Annotated in this window: 12 protein-coding genes and 1 pseudogene; 7 read left to right on the top strand and 6 right to left on the bottom strand. The window is 71.9% G+C overall.

Translation table 11 applies throughout. The features are described from left to right. Positions 1 to 53: 53 nt before the first annotated feature. The 7 genes and pseudogenes from VF632_RS15735 to VF632_RS15705 all read left to right on the top strand — a co-directional run bounded on the left by VF632_RS15735 (position 54) and on the right by VF632_RS15705 (position 11,461). Positions 54 to 1,421, top strand: coding sequence for a PAS domain-containing sensor histidine kinase (locus VF632_RS15735; RefSeq protein WP_331023869.1), 1,368 nt, complete (start codon positions 54 to 56; stop codon positions 1,419 to 1,421). A gap of 282 nt (positions 1,422 to 1,703) precedes the next feature. Beyond that, positions 1,704 to 2,819 (top strand): annotated as a pseudogene (locus VF632_RS15730) (S8 family peptidase); the annotation flags it as partial. A gap of 144 nt (positions 2,820 to 2,963) precedes the next feature. Further along, positions 2,964 to 4,817 (top strand): fibronectin type III domain-containing protein, encoded by a 1,854-nt coding sequence (locus VF632_RS15725; RefSeq protein WP_331023943.1) that lies wholly within the window; start codon positions 2,964 to 2,966, stop codon positions 4,815 to 4,817. A gap of 190 nt (positions 4,818 to 5,007) precedes the next feature. Continuing rightward, complete coding sequence (locus tag VF632_RS15720) at positions 5,008 to 8,352, top strand: PAS domain S-box protein (RefSeq protein ID WP_331023868.1); 3,345 nt, start codon at positions 5,008 to 5,010, stop codon at positions 8,350 to 8,352. Beyond that, positions 8,336 to 8,761 carry a response regulator gene (locus VF632_RS15715; RefSeq protein ID WP_331023867.1) on the top strand — a complete coding sequence of 142 codons (426 nt, stop codon included), beginning with the start codon at positions 8,336 to 8,338 and terminating at the stop codon, positions 8,759 to 8,761. The genes VF632_RS15720 and VF632_RS15715 overlap by 17 nt, the downstream gene beginning before the upstream one ends. 2 nt (positions 8,762 to 8,763) lie before the next feature. Further along, a complete protein-coding gene (locus VF632_RS15710; protein WP_331023866.1) occupies positions 8,764 to 10,260 on the top strand; it encodes an ATP-binding response regulator in 1,497 nt (498 codons plus the stop codon). Positions 10,261 to 10,444: 184 nt separating this feature from the next. Next, complete coding sequence (locus tag VF632_RS15705; protein WP_331023865.1) at positions 10,445 to 11,461, top strand: transglutaminase domain-containing protein; 1,017 nt, start codon at positions 10,445 to 10,447, stop codon at positions 11,459 to 11,461. 80 nt (positions 11,462 to 11,541) lie between these two features. Here VF632_RS15705 and idi read toward each other — a convergent pair whose 3' ends face one another. From idi to VF632_RS15675, 6 genes are read right to left on the bottom strand one after another with little or no spacing between them, the layout of a single operon-like run. Further along, complete coding sequence (gene idi / locus VF632_RS15700; protein ID WP_331023864.1) at positions 11,542 to 12,066, bottom strand: isopentenyl-diphosphate Delta-isomerase; 525 nt, start codon at positions 12,064 to 12,066, stop codon at positions 11,542 to 11,544. Continuing rightward, positions 12,063 to 13,196, bottom strand: a complete 1,134-nt coding sequence (locus VF632_RS15695) for a glycosyltransferase family 2 protein (RefSeq protein WP_331023863.1) — start codon at positions 13,194 to 13,196, stop codon at positions 12,063 to 12,065. The genes idi and VF632_RS15695 overlap by 4 nt, the downstream gene beginning before the upstream one ends. Then, positions 13,193 to 13,852: a lysophospholipid acyltransferase family protein gene (locus tag VF632_RS15690; RefSeq protein WP_331023862.1), complete on the bottom strand. Its 660-nt coding sequence runs from the start codon at positions 13,850 to 13,852 to the stop codon at positions 13,193 to 13,195. The genes VF632_RS15695 and VF632_RS15690 overlap by 4 nt, the downstream gene beginning before the upstream one ends. Next, complete coding sequence (locus VF632_RS15685) at positions 13,849 to 14,427, bottom strand: hypothetical protein (RefSeq protein ID WP_331023861.1); 579 nt, start codon at positions 14,425 to 14,427, stop codon at positions 13,849 to 13,851. The genes VF632_RS15690 and VF632_RS15685 overlap by 4 nt, the downstream gene beginning before the upstream one ends. Next, positions 14,418 to 16,328, bottom strand: coding sequence for a squalene/phytoene synthase family protein (locus VF632_RS15680; protein ID WP_331023860.1), 1,911 nt, complete (start codon positions 16,326 to 16,328; stop codon positions 14,418 to 14,420). Before VF632_RS15680 ends, VF632_RS15685 begins: the two co-directional genes overlap by 10 nt. Beyond that, complete coding sequence (locus VF632_RS15675; RefSeq protein WP_331023859.1) at positions 16,325 to 17,179, bottom strand: carotenoid biosynthesis protein; 855 nt, start codon at positions 17,177 to 17,179, stop codon at positions 16,325 to 16,327. The genes VF632_RS15680 and VF632_RS15675 overlap by 4 nt, the downstream gene beginning before the upstream one ends. Between the last annotated feature and the right edge of the window lie 101 nt (positions 17,180 to 17,280).

Raw genomic sequence — 17,280 nt, 5'->3', positions numbered from 1 at the left:
CGGCGGCACGCCATGCGACGGTGCTGGCGCCGGTCCTGCTTTCCCTGCTCGGCATGAACGACGAAAACCGCGACCGCTCGCCCGCGTTTCCCACCGCTTCGCCCCCCGGCCGCGAGTCGGCCGAGCGGGTGGCGGCCTGGAAGCGGGGCGAGGAAATCGTCCGCGACCCGGCCGCCGCCGCGCCGCGCGACCCGTACCGCGGCCAGGCGCCGGCCGAGGTGGCCGACCGCGCCTTCGCCGCGCTGGCCGAGAACGTCCGCGATTACGCCATCTTCCTGACGGACCCGGAAGGCGTGATCACCTTCTGGGGCGAGGGCGCGCGGCTGATCAAGTGGTGGTCCCGGGAAGAGGCCGAGGGCTCGCACCTTCGCATGCTGTACCCGGACGGCGGCTCGGAAGACGGAACGGCCGAGCAGCACCTGGTGCAGGCGGCGGAGTCGGGCGAATACATCGGCCAGGGCCACCGCGTGCGGGCCGACACCAGTACCTTCTGGGCCCGTGTGTCGCTGACCGCGCTGCGCGACACCGAGGGAAAGCTGCTGGGCTTCGCCAAGGTCACCCGCGACCTGACGGCCAAGCGCGCGGAAGAGGCCGCCCTCCTGATCGCCCAGCACCAGGCCGAGGTGGCCATCCGGCTGAAGTCCGAGCTGCTGCAGGAGCGCGCCCACGACGAGGGGGACGAGCGGCGGACCGACGAGCTGGAGGGGGCCGCGGAGCGGCTGCGGGAGGAGCGCGCCGAGCGGTCGCGGCTGGAGGCCACGCGCTACGTCCTGCTGCGCCAGCTGATCGCCGCCGAGGAGCAGGAGCGCATCCGCCTTTCGCGGGAGCTTCACGACCAGCTTGGGCAGCTGGTGACCGCCCTTCGCCTGGGACTGCGGGGGCTGCGGAGCGGGAACGGCTCAACGGAGGCCGCGCTGGACGACCTGGAGCAGCTCACGGTGCAGCTGGCGGGCGAGCTCAGCCACATCGCCTCGGAGCTGCGCCCCCCCGCGCTGGACCGGCTGGGGCTTCAGCAGGCGCTGCAGGCGTACGTGGAAGACTGGGCCGCCCGCTACGGCATCGCCACCGGGTTCCAGCCGCTGGGCGTGGGCCCCGAGCGGTTCGCGCTCGAGTTGGAAACGACGCTCTTCCGCACCGTCCAGGAAGCGCTCACCAACGTGGCCAAGCACTCGGCCGCGCAGAACGTGAGCGTGATCCTGGAGCGGCGGCCGGGAAGCGTGGGCGTAATCGTGGAAGACGACGGCGCGGGCTTCGACCCGGCCGCCGCCGCCGCCACGGGGGCGCGCACGCGGCGCATCGGGCTGGTGGGAATGCGCGAGCGCGTGGAGCTGCTGGGGGGCACGCTGGAGGTGGAATCGGCCCCGGGCGCCGGCACCACCCTCTTCATTCGCCTTCCCACCCACGACGACGGCCCGGCCTGAGCGGGGCCGGAACGCCACCGCGCGCCGCGCGGGCCCGGCCGTCCGCTTCAGGGACGTGCCTCGTGCGTGCGATCCGTCCACGCCAATCAAAGGGTTGCTCCCCGGGCCTGGAGCAGCTACCTTGATCCCCGGCGCCATCAAGCGCGCCTACCCTCGCCTGCCGTACCCTCCCCGTTCATTCCCGGGTACCCTCACCGGCCGCCACAGCGCCCTTCGTGAACGAAGGCCCCGGGGCGCCGGCCACGCAGGCCATTCATCCGACCCCCGCACCGAGTTTCCCGCATGAAACTGTCGCGATTTCTGTGCATGCTCGCCCTGGCCGCCGCCGTGGCGGGATGCGACCGGAGCACGACCGGCGCCCGCGTCCGCGCGCCCGGCGAGCTGGCGCCCCTGCTCTCCGCCAGCGCCGAAGCGGTTCCGGGGCGCTACGTGGTGGTGATGAACGCCGCGGAGACGGGCACCGCCGCCGTGGCCCACGACGTGGTGGCCGCGCACGGAGGAACGCTCCACTTCACCTACCGCTCGGTGCTGAACGGCTTCGCGGCCAGCCTGTCGCCGGCCGCGGTCGACGAGCTGCGCCGTGACCCGCGGGTGCGCTACGTGGCGCAGGACGCCATGGCGCACCCCGACAGCGTGCAGCATGGCGCCGGCTGGGGGCTGGACCGCATCGACCAGCGCAACCTTCCCCTGGGCGGCACCTACACCTCGTCCCGCACCGGCCAGGGGGTGCGCGTGTACGTGATCGACACCGGCATCCGCACCACGCACGCCGAGTTCGGCGGACGCGCCACCGTGGGCATCGACTACGTGGGCGACGGGCAGAACGGGCAGGACTGCCACGGGCACGGGACGCACGTAGCCGGCACCGTGGCCGGCACCTACTCCGGGGTGGCCAAGGCGGCCCAGGTGGTGTCGGTGCGCGTGTTCCCCTGTTCGGGCGGCACGCCCTGGTCCACCCTCATCGCCGCCGTGGAGTGGGTGACGGCCAACGCATAGAAGCCGGCCGTGGCCAACATGTCGCTGGGCGGCAGCGCCTACGCGCCCATGAACGAGGCGGTGCAGGCTTCCATCGCCTCGGGCGTGGTGTACGCGGTGTCGGCGGGCAACGAGAACGGCGACGCCTGCACCCGCTCGCCCGCGGGCACCCCCGAGGCCCTTACCGTCGGGGCGACGGCCAGCAACGACGCGCGTTCGGTGTTTTCCAACTGGGGCACTTGCGTGGACCTGTTCGCGCCGGGAACCAGCATCACCAGCGCTTCGCACTACAACGACAGCTACCTGGCCACGCTCAGCGGCACGTCGATGGCGTCGCCCCACGTCGCGGGAGTAGCCGCGCTGTACCTGCAGGGCGATCCCACGGCCACCCCCGCCACGGTGGCGGCGCGCATCCTGGCCACCAGCACCGCGCGGCGGCTGCAGGGGCTGGGCACCGGGTCGCCCAACCGGCTGCTCTTTTCCAGGCTGGCCGAAGAGGGCCCGGGCGGGGCCATCGTCCTGAACCCCGTGGCGCTGGCCCTTACCTTCGTGCGCCCCGTGCCCGGGATGCCCGCGGCGGCGGAGGCGCCCGCGGAAGCGGGTCCCGCGCAGGTGTTCCAGGCCACGGGGCAGGGCGAAGGCAAGACGGCCGCGGACGGCGCGGGCACCGCCGCCACCGCCACCGCCACCGCCACGGTGCTGTCGAGCCCGGTCCTGCTGATCAACGCGGGCACCGGCACGCTGGAGTGGGACGCCGTCGGCGACCGGCCCTGGCTTTCGGTGAGCCCCGGCAACGGCACCCTGACCTCCGGGTCGCTCGCGGGGCTCACCTCGGTGGTGGACGCGAGCGCCCTTTCCCCCGGCACCCACACGGGCAAGCTGACCGTTTCGGACCCGGCCGGGGTGAACACGCCGGCGCAGGTGAACGTGACGGTGGGGGTGGCGCAGGCGCAGGAGCTGGTGCTGGACACGCCCCTGACCGGCCTGGCGGGACCGTACGGAACCGAGGCGTACTACGCCGTGTCGGTGCCCGCCGGGACCGCCACGCTCAGCATCGGGACCAGCGGGGGAACGGGCGACGTAGACCTGTTCGTGCGCTACGGCGAGGCCCCCAGCACCAGCCGGTTCGACTGCCAGTCGTGGTCGGCCGGGACCGCGGAAAGCTGCGTGTTGCCCAGCCCGCGCGCGGGTACGTACTACGTGATGGTTCGGGGTTGGAGCACGTACTCGGGTGTCACGCTGCACGCCGCGGGCGGCGGGCCTCCGGCCGCTCCCTCCGGCGTGGTCCTGCGCCCCCTGACCACGGCGTCGCTGCGTCTCACCTGGGCCGACTCGGTCGCGAACGAAACCGGGTTCACCGTGTCGAGGCGGAGCGAGCCCTCGCCGGGAACGTGGACGGCGTGGGCGGACGCCGGGACGACGGCGGCCAACGCCGTGCGGTTCAACCACATGGCGTCGGCGGGCGTGAACTACCAGTACCGGGTGCGCGCCTGCAACGCGGCGGGGTGCTCGGCGTGGGTGGCCAGCGCGCCGGCCCGCATTCCCACCTCCCTCCCTTCCGCGCCGTTCGGCCTGTCGGCCGTGGCGGCGGGAGCCAACCGCGCGGCGCTCACCTGGACGGACGGCAGCGTCGACGAAGCCTCGTTCTCGGTCGCCCGCTCGCTCCGCGGCGGCGACGGCAGCTGGGGACCGTTCGAGGCGGCGGGCTCCGCACCGGCCGGGGTGACGAGCTTCACCAGCACCGGGCTGCTGGCCGGCGGCACCTACCGCTTCCAGGTGAACGCCTGCAACGTCGTGGGGTGCTCGGGATGGGCCGCCAGCGGCCCGGTGGTGCTGCCCACCGTTCCCGCGGCGCCGACGGGGCTGACGGGTACCGTGGTTTCCGGCACCTCCATCCGGCTGAGCTGGATGGACGCCAGCAGCAACGAGGCCTCGTTCCAGCTTACCCGCGCCCTGGTAAGCAGCACGGGGACGGTGGGCGAGTTCGTGGAGGTGGCGACGCTGCCGCCCAACCGTACGACGTTCACCAGCACGGGGCTCGTTCCCGGCACCACCTACCGGTTCCGGGTGAGGGCGTGCAACCTGGCCGGGTGCGCCGCGCGGGCCACCAGCCCCGGCGTGAGCATCCCGCCGGTCCCGGGCACGCCCATGGCCCTCACCGCGTCCCCGTCTTCGGGCGCCATCCGGCTGACCTGGACGGACGGCCCCGGCGAGACCTCCTATCTTCTCAGCCGCTCGCTGCGCAACCCGGACGGCACGTGGGGGGCGTGGTCGCCGCCGGTGTCCCATCCGGCGAACACGGCGCGGGTGGACGACACCGGGCTCCTGGCGGGCCGTGTGTACGGCTACCAGCTGCGCGCCTGCAACGTGTCGGGGTGCTCGCAGAAAGCGACGGCCGTCGCGGCCACGCCGGCGAGCTGACCGCCGGGCGCACCGCGTGATGGAAGAAAGGGCCGGCTCCGCGACGGGGAGCCGGCCCTCGGCGCGTGGGCACCATTCTGGCAACGCGGCCGCGGCTCGCGGCGCCACCGGAGGGCCGCCACCACCGAACGCGAACTCCGGCCGCCGTGCCCCCTGGGCGCCCGGCCTTTCCGCCCTGAACGATGCAGCGGTGACCCCCATCGAAACCAGCCCCCCGGCGGGCGCGCCCGCGGGTAGCGACCTGCCCGCCGAGCACTACCGGCGGCAGCTGGACACGCTCGCCCGGAACGCCACGCTGGCGCTGTTCATCATGGACGAGCACCAGCGGTGCACGTTCATGAACCCCGCCGCCGAGCAGCTCACCGGCTACACCCTGGCCGAGGTGCAGGGGAAGGCGCTCCACGACTACGTGCACCACACGCGCCCCGACGGCACTCCCTATCCTCTGGAGGAATGCCCCATCGACCGGGCGTTTCCCCAGAACATGCGCGAGCAGGGCGAGGAAACGTTCGTCCACAAGGACGGGCACTTCTACCCCGTGGCCTTCACCGCCAGCCCCATCCGCGACGGGGAGCGCACGGTGGGCACCATCATCGAGGCGCGCGACATCACCGAGGACCGGCGGGCCGAGGCGGAGCGCCGTCGGCTGCTGAACGACCTGGAGATGGAGCGCGCCCGCCTGCGGACGGTGTTCCAGGAGTCGCCCGCCTTCATCGCCATGCTCACCGGGCCCACGCACGTCTTCGAGCTGGCCAACCCGCCGTACTACCAGCTGGTGGGGCACCGCGACATCCTGGGGAAGACGGTGGCCGAGGCCCTTCCCGAGGTGGTGGAGCAGGGCTTCCTGGCGCTGCTGGACAACGTGTACACCACCGGCCAGCCCTTCATCGGCACGGAGCTGCCGGTGGCGCTGCAGCGCGAGGCGGGCGCGGGGATGGAGGCGCGCTTCGTCAACTTCGTCTACCAACCGCTTCCCGGGCCCGGCGGCACCGTCGCGGGGATCCTGGCGCACGGGGTGGACGTCACCGAGATGGTGGAGCAGCGCCGCCGCCTGGAGGAGCAGGCCACCGAGATGGAGGCCCAGACCGAAGAAATGACGGTGCAGGCCCAGCAGATGGAAGACGTGCAGGTGGAGCTGGAAACGTCCAACGAGCAGCTGCAGCACGCCATCGAGGAATCCGGCCGCGAGCGCGCGCAGCTGGCCGCCGTCATCGAGAACGCGCCCGTGGGCATCATCATCGCCGAGGCCCCGTCGGGCGCCATCGTGATGGGAAACCCCCGGCTGGAGGAGATTTTGGGGCACCCGCTCCTGCGTTCCGAAAGCGTGGAGGCGTACCGCGAGTGGACGGGCTACCACCCCGACGGCCGGCGGGTGGAGGGGCACGAGTACCCGCTGGCCCGGGTGCTCGCCACCGGCCAGCCCGCCGGGCCGGACCCGTACCTGTACGAGCGCGGCGACGGCGTGCGCCGGTGGGTGCAGATCACCGGCGTGCCCATCCGCGACGCCCGCGGCGAAATGACCCATGCGCTGGTGGTGCTGGACGACGTCGATGCCGAAAAGCGCGCGGCCGCGGAGAGCGAGGCGCTGATCGGCCAACTGGCCGCGGAGCGCTCGCGGCTGCGCGAGCTGTTCATGCAGGCCCCCGCCATGATCGCCGTCCTGCGCGGGCCGGAGCACGTGTTCGAGCTGGCCAACCCGCCGTACCTGGCCTCGGTGGGCGGGCGCGAGGTGCTGGGCAAGACCATCCGCCAGGCCGTTCCCGAGGTGGAGGGGCAGGGCTACTTCGAAATGCTGGACGGCGTGTACGCCAGCGGCCAGGCCGTGGTGGGCAACGAGTCGCCGGTGCTGATCGACCGGCGGGGCACCGGCCAACTGGAGGAGGGCTTCTACAACTTCGTCTTCCAGCCGCTGCGCGACGGCGGCGCCGTGAGCGGCATCCTGATCCACGCGGTGGAGGTCACGGACCAGGTGCGGGCCCGCGTGGCGGTGGAGCGCCTGGAAGAGCGGCTGCGCCTGGCCCTGGACGCCGCCGACGTGGGCACCTACGACTGGGACGTGTCGGGCGAAGCGCTGACGTGGGACCCGCGGGCGCGGCGGATCTTCGGCGTTCCGCAGGAGGGAGAGGTGACCTACGACACCTTCCTGGAGATCGTTCACCCCGACGACAAGGACCGGGCGAACACCGCCGTCGCCGCGGCCATGGACCCGGCCGGACGGGGCGAGTTCGCCACCGACTACCGCATCGTGTGCCCCGACGGCGAGCACCGCTGGGTGCGCGCCGTGGGCCGCGTGTCCTTCGCGGGCCAGGGCGGGGCCCGCAAGCCGGCGCGCTTCCTGGGCACGGTGCAGGACATCACCGAGCGGCGCGCGGACGAGGCCGAGCGCGAGCGGCTGATCGCCGAGCTGGAGACGGGGCAGGCCCGCCTTCAGCAGATCTTCGCCGAGGCGCCCGCCGTCATGGCCCTGTACTCCGGGCCCGACCACGTGATCACCCTGGTGAACCCCACCTGGGAGCAGACGGTGGGCAAGCCCAACGCCGTGGGCCGGCCCTTCCGCGACGTATTCCCGGAGTTCGCGGGAACGGGGCTGTTCGAGATGCTGCAGCGCGTGTACGAAACGGGCGAGCCCTTTCACGATCCCGAGGTGAACGTGCCGCTGGAGCGGTTCGGGAGCGGGGTGATGGAAGACACCTGGTGGAACCTGGTGTGGCGGCCGCTGGCCGGCGCCGGCGCGCACGGGCGCGACATCCTGGTGCACGCCGTAGAGGTGACGGCGCAGGTGCGCGCCCGCCGGGAGGTAGAAGCCAAGGCCGACGAGCTGGGGCGGCTGGCGCGGCAGCTGGAGGCCAGCAACAAGGAGCTGGACCAGTTCGCCTACGTGGCCAGCCACGACCTGAAGGCGCCCCTGCGCGGCATCGCCAACCTGTCCAGCTGGATCGAGGAAGACCTGGGCGACCGCGTGACCGACGAGGCGCGCGAGCACCTGGAATTGCTGCGCGGCCGGGTGCACCGGATGGAGGGGCTGATCGACGGCATCCTCCAGTACTCCCGGGCCGGGCGGGTGCGCGAAGAGCCGGAGGAGGTAGACGTGCAGGCGCTGCTGGAAGAGGCCGAGGACCTGCTGGCCCTGCCCGCGGGGTTCGAGGTGCGGGTGCCCGAACCGCTGCCGCGGATGACGACGGAGCGGCTGCCTCTGCAGCAGGTGTTCATGAACCTGATCGGCAACGCGGCCAAGTACAACACCAGCCCCGCGCCCTCGGTGCAGGTGACCGCGGGCGACCTGGGAAGCGCCTTCGAGTTCAGCGTGGCCGACAACGGACCCGGGATTGCACCGGAGTACCACGAGCGCATCTTCGGCATCTTCCAGACGCTGCAGGCGCGCGACAAGGTGGAGGGCACGGGCATCGGCCTGTCACTGGTGAAGAAGCTGGTGGAAAGCAGGGGGGGGCGCATCTGGGTGGAGTCTCCCCCCCAGGGGGGCGCCACCTTCCGGTTTACGTGGCCCAGGAGAGCGGACGATGTCACAGGCCGATGAGAAAATGCTGAACATTCTGCTGGTGGAAGACGACGAGGTGGACGTGATGAACGTTCGCCGCGCCTTCAAGAAGAACAACATCTGCAACCCGCTGTGGGTGGCCGGCAACGGGCTGGATGCCCTGGAGATGCTGCGGACGGGCGACATGCCCCGCGAGCGCCGGCTGGTGCTGCTGGACCTGAACATGCCGCGGATGAACGGCATCGAGTTCCTGCGGGAGCTGCGCGCGGACCCCGAGCTGCGGCCCGTGCCGGTGGTGGTGCTCACCACCAGCGACGACGAGCGCGACCGGGTGGAGGCATACAACCTGAACGTGGCGGGCTACATCCTGAAGCCGGTGACGCTGATGAACTTCGTCGAGGCGATGGCCACGCTGAACAAGTACTGGTCGCTCGTAGAGCTGCCGTAGCCATGGAGCCGGAAGAAACGCTTCGCATCCTGATCGTCGACGACGACCAGGTAGACCGCATGGCCGTCCGCCGCGCCCTTCGCGCCGGCGGGGTGACGGCCGAGGTGACCGACGCCGTGGACGTGGCCAGCGCGCTCGACGCCGTGAAGGGCGAGCCGTTCGACTGCGTGTTCCTGGACTACAACCTTCCGGGGGGCGACGGCCTGCGGGTGCTGCGCGGCATGCGCGAGTCGGGGGTAGACGCGCCCGTCATCATGCTCACCGGCCAGCAGGACACGCAGACGGCCGTGGGGCTGATGAAGGAGGGCGCCTCCGACTACCTGCAGAAGGACGGGCTGACCCCCGAGCGGCTGGCCCAGAGCCTTCGCCACGCCGTGCGCCTTTTCCGCGCCGAGGCCCAGGCGCGCGAGGCGGAGATCCGCTTCCGCACCGTGCAGGAAACCTCCCCCGACGCCTTCGTGGTGCTGCACAGCGTGCGCGGCGCGGATGGGGCCATCCAGGACTTCCGCTTCGAATACCTGAACCCCGCCGCCTGCCGCATGCTGGGGCGCACGCCCGAGGAGCTGCGGGGCCGCGCCATCATCGAAGAGTATCCCGGCAACCTCGACGCGGGGCTGTTCCGCCTGTACGCCGACGTGGTGGAAACGGGCGAGCCGCGCGAAAGCGAGGTGCACTACGCGCACGACGGGCTGGACCTGTGGCTTCGCGTGACGGCGGTGAAGCTGGGCGACGGCATCGCCGTGGGCGCCGCCGACATCTCGGGCCGCAAGCGGGCCGAGCAGGAGCGCGAGCACGCGGTGCAGGCGCGCAGCCGCTTCTACACGGTGATGAGCCACGAGCTGCGCACCCCCATCAACGCCATCCTGGGCTACAACGATCTGGTGCTGGCCGAGGTGTTCGGCCCGGTGGCCGGCGGGATCCAGGAGAGCATCGAGCGGTCGCAGCGGGCCACGCGCCACCTGCTGGAACTGGTGAACGACGTGCTGGACCTGTCCAAGCTCGAGGCGGGAAAGATGGAGATCGCCTCGGAGCCGGTGCACGTGCCGCAGCTGATCGAGGAGCTGCTTTCCACCGTGCGCCCGGTGGCCGAAAGCCGCAACACGCCGCTGGACGTGGCCGAGGGCGACTGCCCCGACCCCATCATCACCGACCCGCGGCGCGTGCGGCAGATCCTGCTGAACCTGGTGTCCAACGCCATCAAATTCGGCGAGGGCAAGCCGGTGGTCATCCGCTGCAAGCGGCGGGAGGGCGGCTGGATGGAGCTGGAGGTGGTCGACATGGGGCTGGGGATTCCCGCCGAGGACCTGCCGCGCATCTTCGACGAGTTCGTGCAGCTTCCGAATTCCGCCGAGGGAGGCACCGGGCTGGGGCTTCCCATCTCGCAGCGCTTGGCCCAGCTGCTTGGGGGCGAGCTGCAGGCCGAGTCCACCCCGGGCGCGGGCAGCCTCTTCCGGCTTCGGCTTCCGGCCGTGCACCCCGGCCACGTCGCCGTCAACTAGCGGCGTCGACGGCTGACGCCGGACTTTGGCGAAGGACGTAGGGCGCCTCCGGGATGATCTCCGGGGGCGCCTTCTTCCGTTCTCGCGAGAGTTGGATCTAGCGGAATTTCTCGAAACGCCCGATTCTACCGGCGTAGAGTTCCCCGCTGCCAGCCCCGTCCTGTCTCGCCCCCGTTTCTCCAACATGACCTTCCGCGGACCATCCCTCTGCGCGGGCCTGCTCGCGCTCGCGACGCTCGTTTCTCCCGTCCAGGCACAGAACGCGAGCATCTACGCCACGGCGGACTCCGTCGCGCTCGCCACGCCGGAGACGGTGACCCGCCAGATCGCCACGCTGGGCGCCCACTTCCAGGCAGCGCTCCCCGGTGAGCGCGACCGGGCGCGGGCGATCTATCGCTGGATGGTGGAAAACATCGCGTACGATGCGCCGCTGTTCTTTCGCGGCGGGGGCGTCCTGGCGACCAACTCACAGTTCCCGGAGCGAGTGCTCCGGCGCCGCCTGGGGGTTTGCGAGGGATTCTCCGGCCTGTACACGGCCGTGGCCCAGGCGGCGGGGCTGGAGGCGCGCTCGGTGGTGGGTGACGCCAAGGCGTACAGCACGGACCCGCGCCGGCCGTTCCGCATCCAGCAGCATGCCTGGAACGCGGTCCGGGCCGATGGCGAGTGGCTGCTCCTGGATGCATCCTGGGGAGCGGGCGACATCGAGGGGCGGCAGTTCGTCCGCCGGCCTCGCGACTTCTACTTTGCCACCCCACCCGAAATCCTCGTGTGGTCGCACCGCGGCCGGACCGCGGCCGACCAGCTCCTCGACCAGCCGGTTTCGGCCCAGGAGTTCGAGCGGATGCCCTTTACGCACCCGGGGCTCTGGTCGCTCGGTTTTTCGCCGGACCAGCTTCGCCAGGCGTACCAGCAGCCGCGGTGGCCTGGCCTGGTGAGCGCGTACGGCGCCCCCGGCCTGGACGTCACCGTGGTGGAAGCGCCGCTGACGGCCAACCTGCCCAGTGGCGTTCCGCAGCGGTTCTCGCTGCGCGCGGGCGCGGCGACCGAGGTGGTGGTGGTGAGCGGAACCACGTGGACCAAGCTGCAGCGGGAGAACGACACGTTCACCGGAAACGCGGCGCTGACGGGACCTGAACTGGTCGTGATGACCCGGTATCCCGAGCGGCCCGAAGGCGTCATCGTGCTGAAGTACACGCAGTAAGCCTTGTCCCGTGGATCGATGGACGGAGGGCCGGCCCCGCGATGCGGAGCCGGCCCTCTCCTTTTCTCCCCCGGACGCGATCAGTACCGGGCGCCTTCCGCGGCAAGCTCGTCGACCAGCAGCGGGAACCACGCCGTGTAGCGTTCCGGCTCCTCGTCCACGTCGCGGCGGATTTCTTCCAACGGCACCCAGCGCCATGCCTGCACCTCCGCGGGGTTCGGCCGCGGCTCGTCGCCGTCGTACAAGGCCGTGAACACGTGGTCATACTCGTTCTCCACCAGGCCGCCGCCGACATCCGCGTGATAGCGAAGGTGGAACAGGGGCTTCAGCTTGCAGTCGATGCCCATCTCTTCGGCCAGGCGGCGCCGCGCGGCCTTGCGCACGTCCTCGCCCGGGCGGGGATGCCCGCAGCAGGCGTTGGACCACAGCCCGGCCGAGTGGTACTTGCCCGCGGCGCGGCACTGCAGCAGCATCTCGCCCGCGCGGTTGAAGACGACCACGGAAAAGGCGCGGTGAAGCGCGCCCTCAGCGTGGGCGGCCAGCTTTTCGGCCGTCCCGCACTCCACGTCGTCCCCATCTACCAGGATCACCCGTTCTTCGCTCACGCCGCGCTCCTCATCCGCGCACCCGCCTCGCCAATCCGCCTTCCCTTCCACTCCATGGTACCCCGCCGCGTTCCCACGTACGACTTCAGCGCGATCGCCGTCAGCAAAATGCTACCCGCAGGATGGAGGAGCGCGGAGCGGATGCCGTGCCGAAACAGAAGCACGCCGCACGCCCGCACCGCCGCCAGCAAGGCCAGCGGCACCAGGGCGCCGCGCACCCCCAGAGCGACGCCCAGCCACGGGTAGATGGCCACGATGCCGAACACCGCCAGGGCCGCCACGAAGGGCGCGGGCCGTCCTCCCGCCAGCGCGTAGACGTTCTTGCCGAAGCCTTCCCACAGCGCCGTGGGATCGCGGTACATCCGCACGCTCACCATCGAGTGGGAGACGAGGGGTAGCAGGCGATGCCCCGCCTCCTTCACCCGTCGGCCGAGCGCGACATCCTCGAGAACCGTCTCCCTCACGCCGGCGTGCCCGCCGCACGCGGCGTACGCGGCGCGGGTGAACGCCAGCCACTGCCCGTTCGCCATGGACAGCGACGGTGCGCGCACCCGGGGGACCAGGGCCAGCGGCAGGAGCGCCAGCACGGGCAGCTGCGCCACCAGCGGCACCACGGCGCTTTCGATCCACCCGTCCAGCTGGTGCCGGGGGATGACGGTCGCGGCCCCGGCGTTCGCGGACTGCATGGCGGCGATCGTCCGCTCCAGCGCGGTGGGGAGGGGAAGGACGTCCGCGTCGCAGAACACCAGCACCTCACCGCTGGCGGCCGCGGCCAGTTGGTGGCACGCCCACGACTTTCCCATCCACCCCGGCGGCGGCGGGCGTCCCGGCAGCAGGCGGAGCCGCGCACCGCCGATCGACGCGTGCTCCTGGACCACGGCCGCCGTGTCGTCGTCCGAGCCGTCGTCCAGCACCAGGATCTCCAGCTTGGGATAGTCCAGCCGAAGCAGGGCGGGGAGCAGGGCGCGCAGGTTGGCCTCCTCGTTCCGCGCGGGCACCAGGATGCTGACCACAGGGTGCGAAGACGGATCGCCCGCCGCTTCCAGCCGTCGTGCGGCTGCCAGGTTCCACAGTGCGACCGCCAGCATGACCGCGAGCAGGATGGTGGAGGCCAGTGATACGACCATCATCGCGTCCCCTCCGACCACGCATCTCCGGCTTCCTCGCCGTGCTCCGCCAGGAAACCGAGCACGGCATCGATCTCCTTTTCCACACGCCGCTCCAGTTCCTCCGCCGCCACGCGTCCCTCGACACCTTCGCCGACGGAGACGAAGAACGTCGGCGCGACGGTATTCAGTGGCTCGGCGTGGATGCCTACGGGAAGGACGTGGGCGGAGAGGCGCCGGGCGAAGACCTCCACCCCGCGCCGGAAGCCCAGCGGACGGCGGTGCGAGGGCCAGATGCGCCCCTGCGGAAAGAAGACGACCGTGGATTCCGGTCGTTCCCGGAGCCGCGCCCGCAGGAATCCCAGGGCGCGGGAAACGGAGCCCGCAGACGTGGGATCTACGCCCACGACGCCCATCAGCCGGAAGTAGGGAAAGCGCGCCAGCTCCGCGCTCGACATCACCGTGTACATCGGCGCGCCCGGGCGAAGAGTGCGCTGCACCTCGCGCAGCACGAAGCCGTCCCACCAGCTCACGTGGTTGGTGGCCAGCAGCAGCGGCCGGTCCGTCGGGGGAGGAGGCGCGGCGAAGGAGACGCGCACGGCGTGCACGCGCCGCCGCATCCACGGGCGAAAGAACAGCTCGAACGCCGCCACCGCCGGGCGCGAAAAGCGGCTGTTCATCCGCCCGATGCCTCCAACGCCGCCTCCAGCGCAAGCCGCTGCCCCGCCGTGGGGTTGCCGTGCCTGAGGACGAATTGCGTGATGGCAGCGTACAGCTCCGGCGGATACTCCCCGCGCGCTTCCGGGAGCAGCCGCGCCAGCGCCGCGAAGTCTTCGCGCACTGATGCGGTCCGGCCCAGGATCGCCGGCAGGTAGTAGCAGCTCATCAGCCGCAGATAGCGCACTTCCGGGTGATCCGGGTGCGCGGCGACGACGGCGTCCATCGCGGCCAGCCCCTCGCGAAGGTGCCGCAGGCGGGCGGGGGGCCAGGTGCCGTGCTTGGCCCGGAGCGTCGCCAGCGCGCCATCGTACGCGGTCAGCGCGGCATCCAGGCCGCTCCCCGCCCGTACCGCGCCGGCCGCGCGCACCTCGCGAAGCGCCCGCATCCCCCGTGCGATGGCCGACTCGTCCTGGACGGCGGACAGGTAGAGCTGGCGGACCCGCTGCAGCGGGTCCTGCCCGTGCGCCCGTGCGGGGACGGTGGAGAGCACGGCCGCGAGCAGCAGCGGAAACGCGAGACGCTGGATCAGTTCCACGTGCCTGCCTGCAGGGTTCGGCTCCGGCCGAGGCTCGCCGAGCCGCGGGAGGCGCGGAAGAGCTCCCAGAGTGCAGCAAGCGCCAGGCTCACCTTGGCGCTCGAGCGGGTGTGTGCGCGGCGCCGCAGGTTGTCGTGGCCGTTGCGTCGGATTTCGCGGTGGATGCCGCGGTACACGTGCGCCGCCACCGCCACGGGGCGGGCGAACGACGGCGGAAGGGAGGGCACCGCCTCCAGCGCGGTGCGGTAGTCGTCCTCGGCCACGGCCATCAGCTCCTCCACCAGCGCGCGCCAGGCCGGGGAGATCGTCCCGCCCGCGCACATCCGCGCCAGCATCGGCTCGGTGATGCCATGCTTGGCCATCAACTCCGCGGGCAGGTACATCCGGCCGTTCGCCCGGTCTTCGCCCACGTCGCGCAGGATGTTCGTCAGCTGCATGGCGTGCCCCATCCGCTCCGCGCGCTCCAGCACCACGGCATCGTCCACCCCCATCAATTGCGTGAGCCACAGGCCAACGGTGGATGCCACGCAAAAGGTGTAGCGGCGCAGCTCGGCCAGGGTGGCGTACCGCTCGCCGCGCAGGTCCATCCGCATTCCCTCCACCAGCGACGCGGCGTGGCGAAAGGGCACGCCGCGCGCCCCCATCTCTCCCATCACGCGGTCCAGCAGCGGCAGCCCCGTGGGATGCCCGTCGTACGCGCGGCGGGAGAGCCCGAGCCAGGCGTCCAGCAATTCCGCGGCGTCGACCCCGGCTGGCGGATCGTCCACCAGGTCGTCAGTGACGCGGCACCAGGCGTACACCCGTGCCACCCGCCCAGCGTCGTCGGGCGAGAAGAGACGAGAGGCGAAGCGGAACGAGCGGCTCCCCGTCGCCAGGTAGGCATCGACCGCATCCAGCGCCGGCACACGTGCCCGCAGCGCCGCCGCCAGGTCCGCCGCGGGGACGGTGGGAGGGACGGCGATCGGGGTCTCGACGACGACAGCCTCGCGCGCCACCGCCTCGCGAGCGCGGCCGATCCATTCATCGACGAGGCCGACCGTCGTCACGTCGTCCGGCAGGTGGCGGGAAAGCGCGTCGCGAAGCAGCCTGCCCTCCGCCTCCAGCTGCGTCAGCGCGCGCGCCATCGGGCAGCCTCGCGGCGTCGAGCGGTGAAGCGCACGCGCCGCGTGGGCCGGCTCGCCGCCGAAGCGAAGGTCCGGCGCCTGGCCGAGGATCCAGGTCCACCGCCCCTGCGCGTAGTCGCCCAAGGGCGGCTTTCCGGTGTCCGTCTGCGGGCAGTAGTCCAGCAGGTCGTCCAGCATCTGGTACAGCAGCCCCAGCCGGCGGCCCAGTTCGAACACCTCTCCCGCGTCCGCCCGCCCCTCCAGCACCGCCGCGGACGCCAGCGCGCACCCCAGCAGCTCGCCCGCCTTGCCCAGGGCGATCTCGTCGTATGCGGCGCGGGTGAGCACCTGCCCCACCGCGCGCCCCTGCGCGGCCTCGGCGGCGACGGTGCGCTCCACGGCGCGGGCGAAGAGCGTCACGAATTTCAGGCTGCCGGTGCGCGCCGCGGCCCGGTAGGCGGCGGTCAGCAGGTGGTCGCCCTGCACCAGCGCGCAGGCCACGCCGCGCGCCTTCGCCAGCGTCGGCTGGCCGCGGCGCACCGCCGCCTGGTCGATCACGTCGTCGTGAAGCAGCGACGCCTCGTGCGCCAGCTGCACGGCCAGCACCGCGTCCCAGAACCCCGCCGGCGGCTCGCCGCGCACGCCGGCGAAGGCCACCATGGGCCGCAGCAGCTGCCCCGCGGCGTCCGTCCCGGGCAGCCCCTGCGCGCCGGCCGCGGCGGACGCACCCAGGAGTCCTTCGCGAACCCGCGGCAGCAGCTCCCGCTCGCGCTCGGCGGTCACGGTCGGCGCGCTCATGCGGTCGCCCCCACCATGCTCGCGTGCGCCTGCCCGCTTCGGCCCAGCGCCCGCGCGACGAAGGCCGCACCGGCCAGCGCGGCGGCGGTGGCGGCCACGGCGCCCCACATCCCCGCGGCGACGCTCATTCCCACGGGAAGCAGCAGGTTGGCGCCGTAGAAGGCCAGCATCCACCGCGTGGGCACCCGGGCCACCCACGCATCCGCCCGCAGCGCCGCCAGCGCCGCCATCAATCCCAATCCCGTGACGTACCAGCCGAACAGGTTCAGCCAGGGCATTCCGTAGTACGCACCCGGCTGGCCCCACACCCAGTACGCGGTCGCGTGGCTCATGGCCGGGTCCAGCGCCAGGTCCCAGCTCAGCAGGATCAAGGACGCGACGAGGACTCGCGCGACCGGCCGCTCCGGCAGTGCCGCGCGTGCAGCCGCGTACGAGGGCAGCGCCATGAAGAACCAGCTGAGCGGAATGACGATGGGCACCGCGCCGAACCACCGTGCGCCCAGCGCCTCGGTGTAGTGGTACTCGCCGAAGGGAATGCCCGCGCCGGTGCCCAGCAGCTCGCTACACAGGCTCAGCAGGTACAGCGCGCAGAAGGCCGGCACCCAGCGCCTCCCCGCGTACAGCGACAGCACCGCGGCCAGCACCGCCCAGGCAAGGTAGATCTGCGCCTGCGCAAAGAACTGGAAGGAGATGCCGTAGAAGCGCGCGAACTGGGGATAGCGGGCCAGGAGCCCGGGATGCAGCCCAAAGGTGGCGTAGCCGAACAGGGCGAACGCCGTGAACGCGTACAGCACCATCAGCCCCGCGCCGGGAAGGCGGGCCGACAAGGATGGGGCGGATGAGCTGCGCATTCGGTATTTCCCTGCGGCTGATGTCACGCCGTGCTCGCCCGGCCGGGGACGGCCGTGAGCGTCGCAGGGACGATACATGGTTTGTATAAGGCTTGTCAAGC

The sequence above is a fragment of the Longimicrobium sp. genome, assembly GCF_036388275.1.
GTDB lineage: Bacteria > Gemmatimonadota > Gemmatimonadetes > Longimicrobiales > Longimicrobiaceae > Longimicrobium.
The sequence above is the reverse complement of the archived record's forward strand: the minus strand, read 5'-3'. Positions and strand labels throughout refer to the sequence as shown.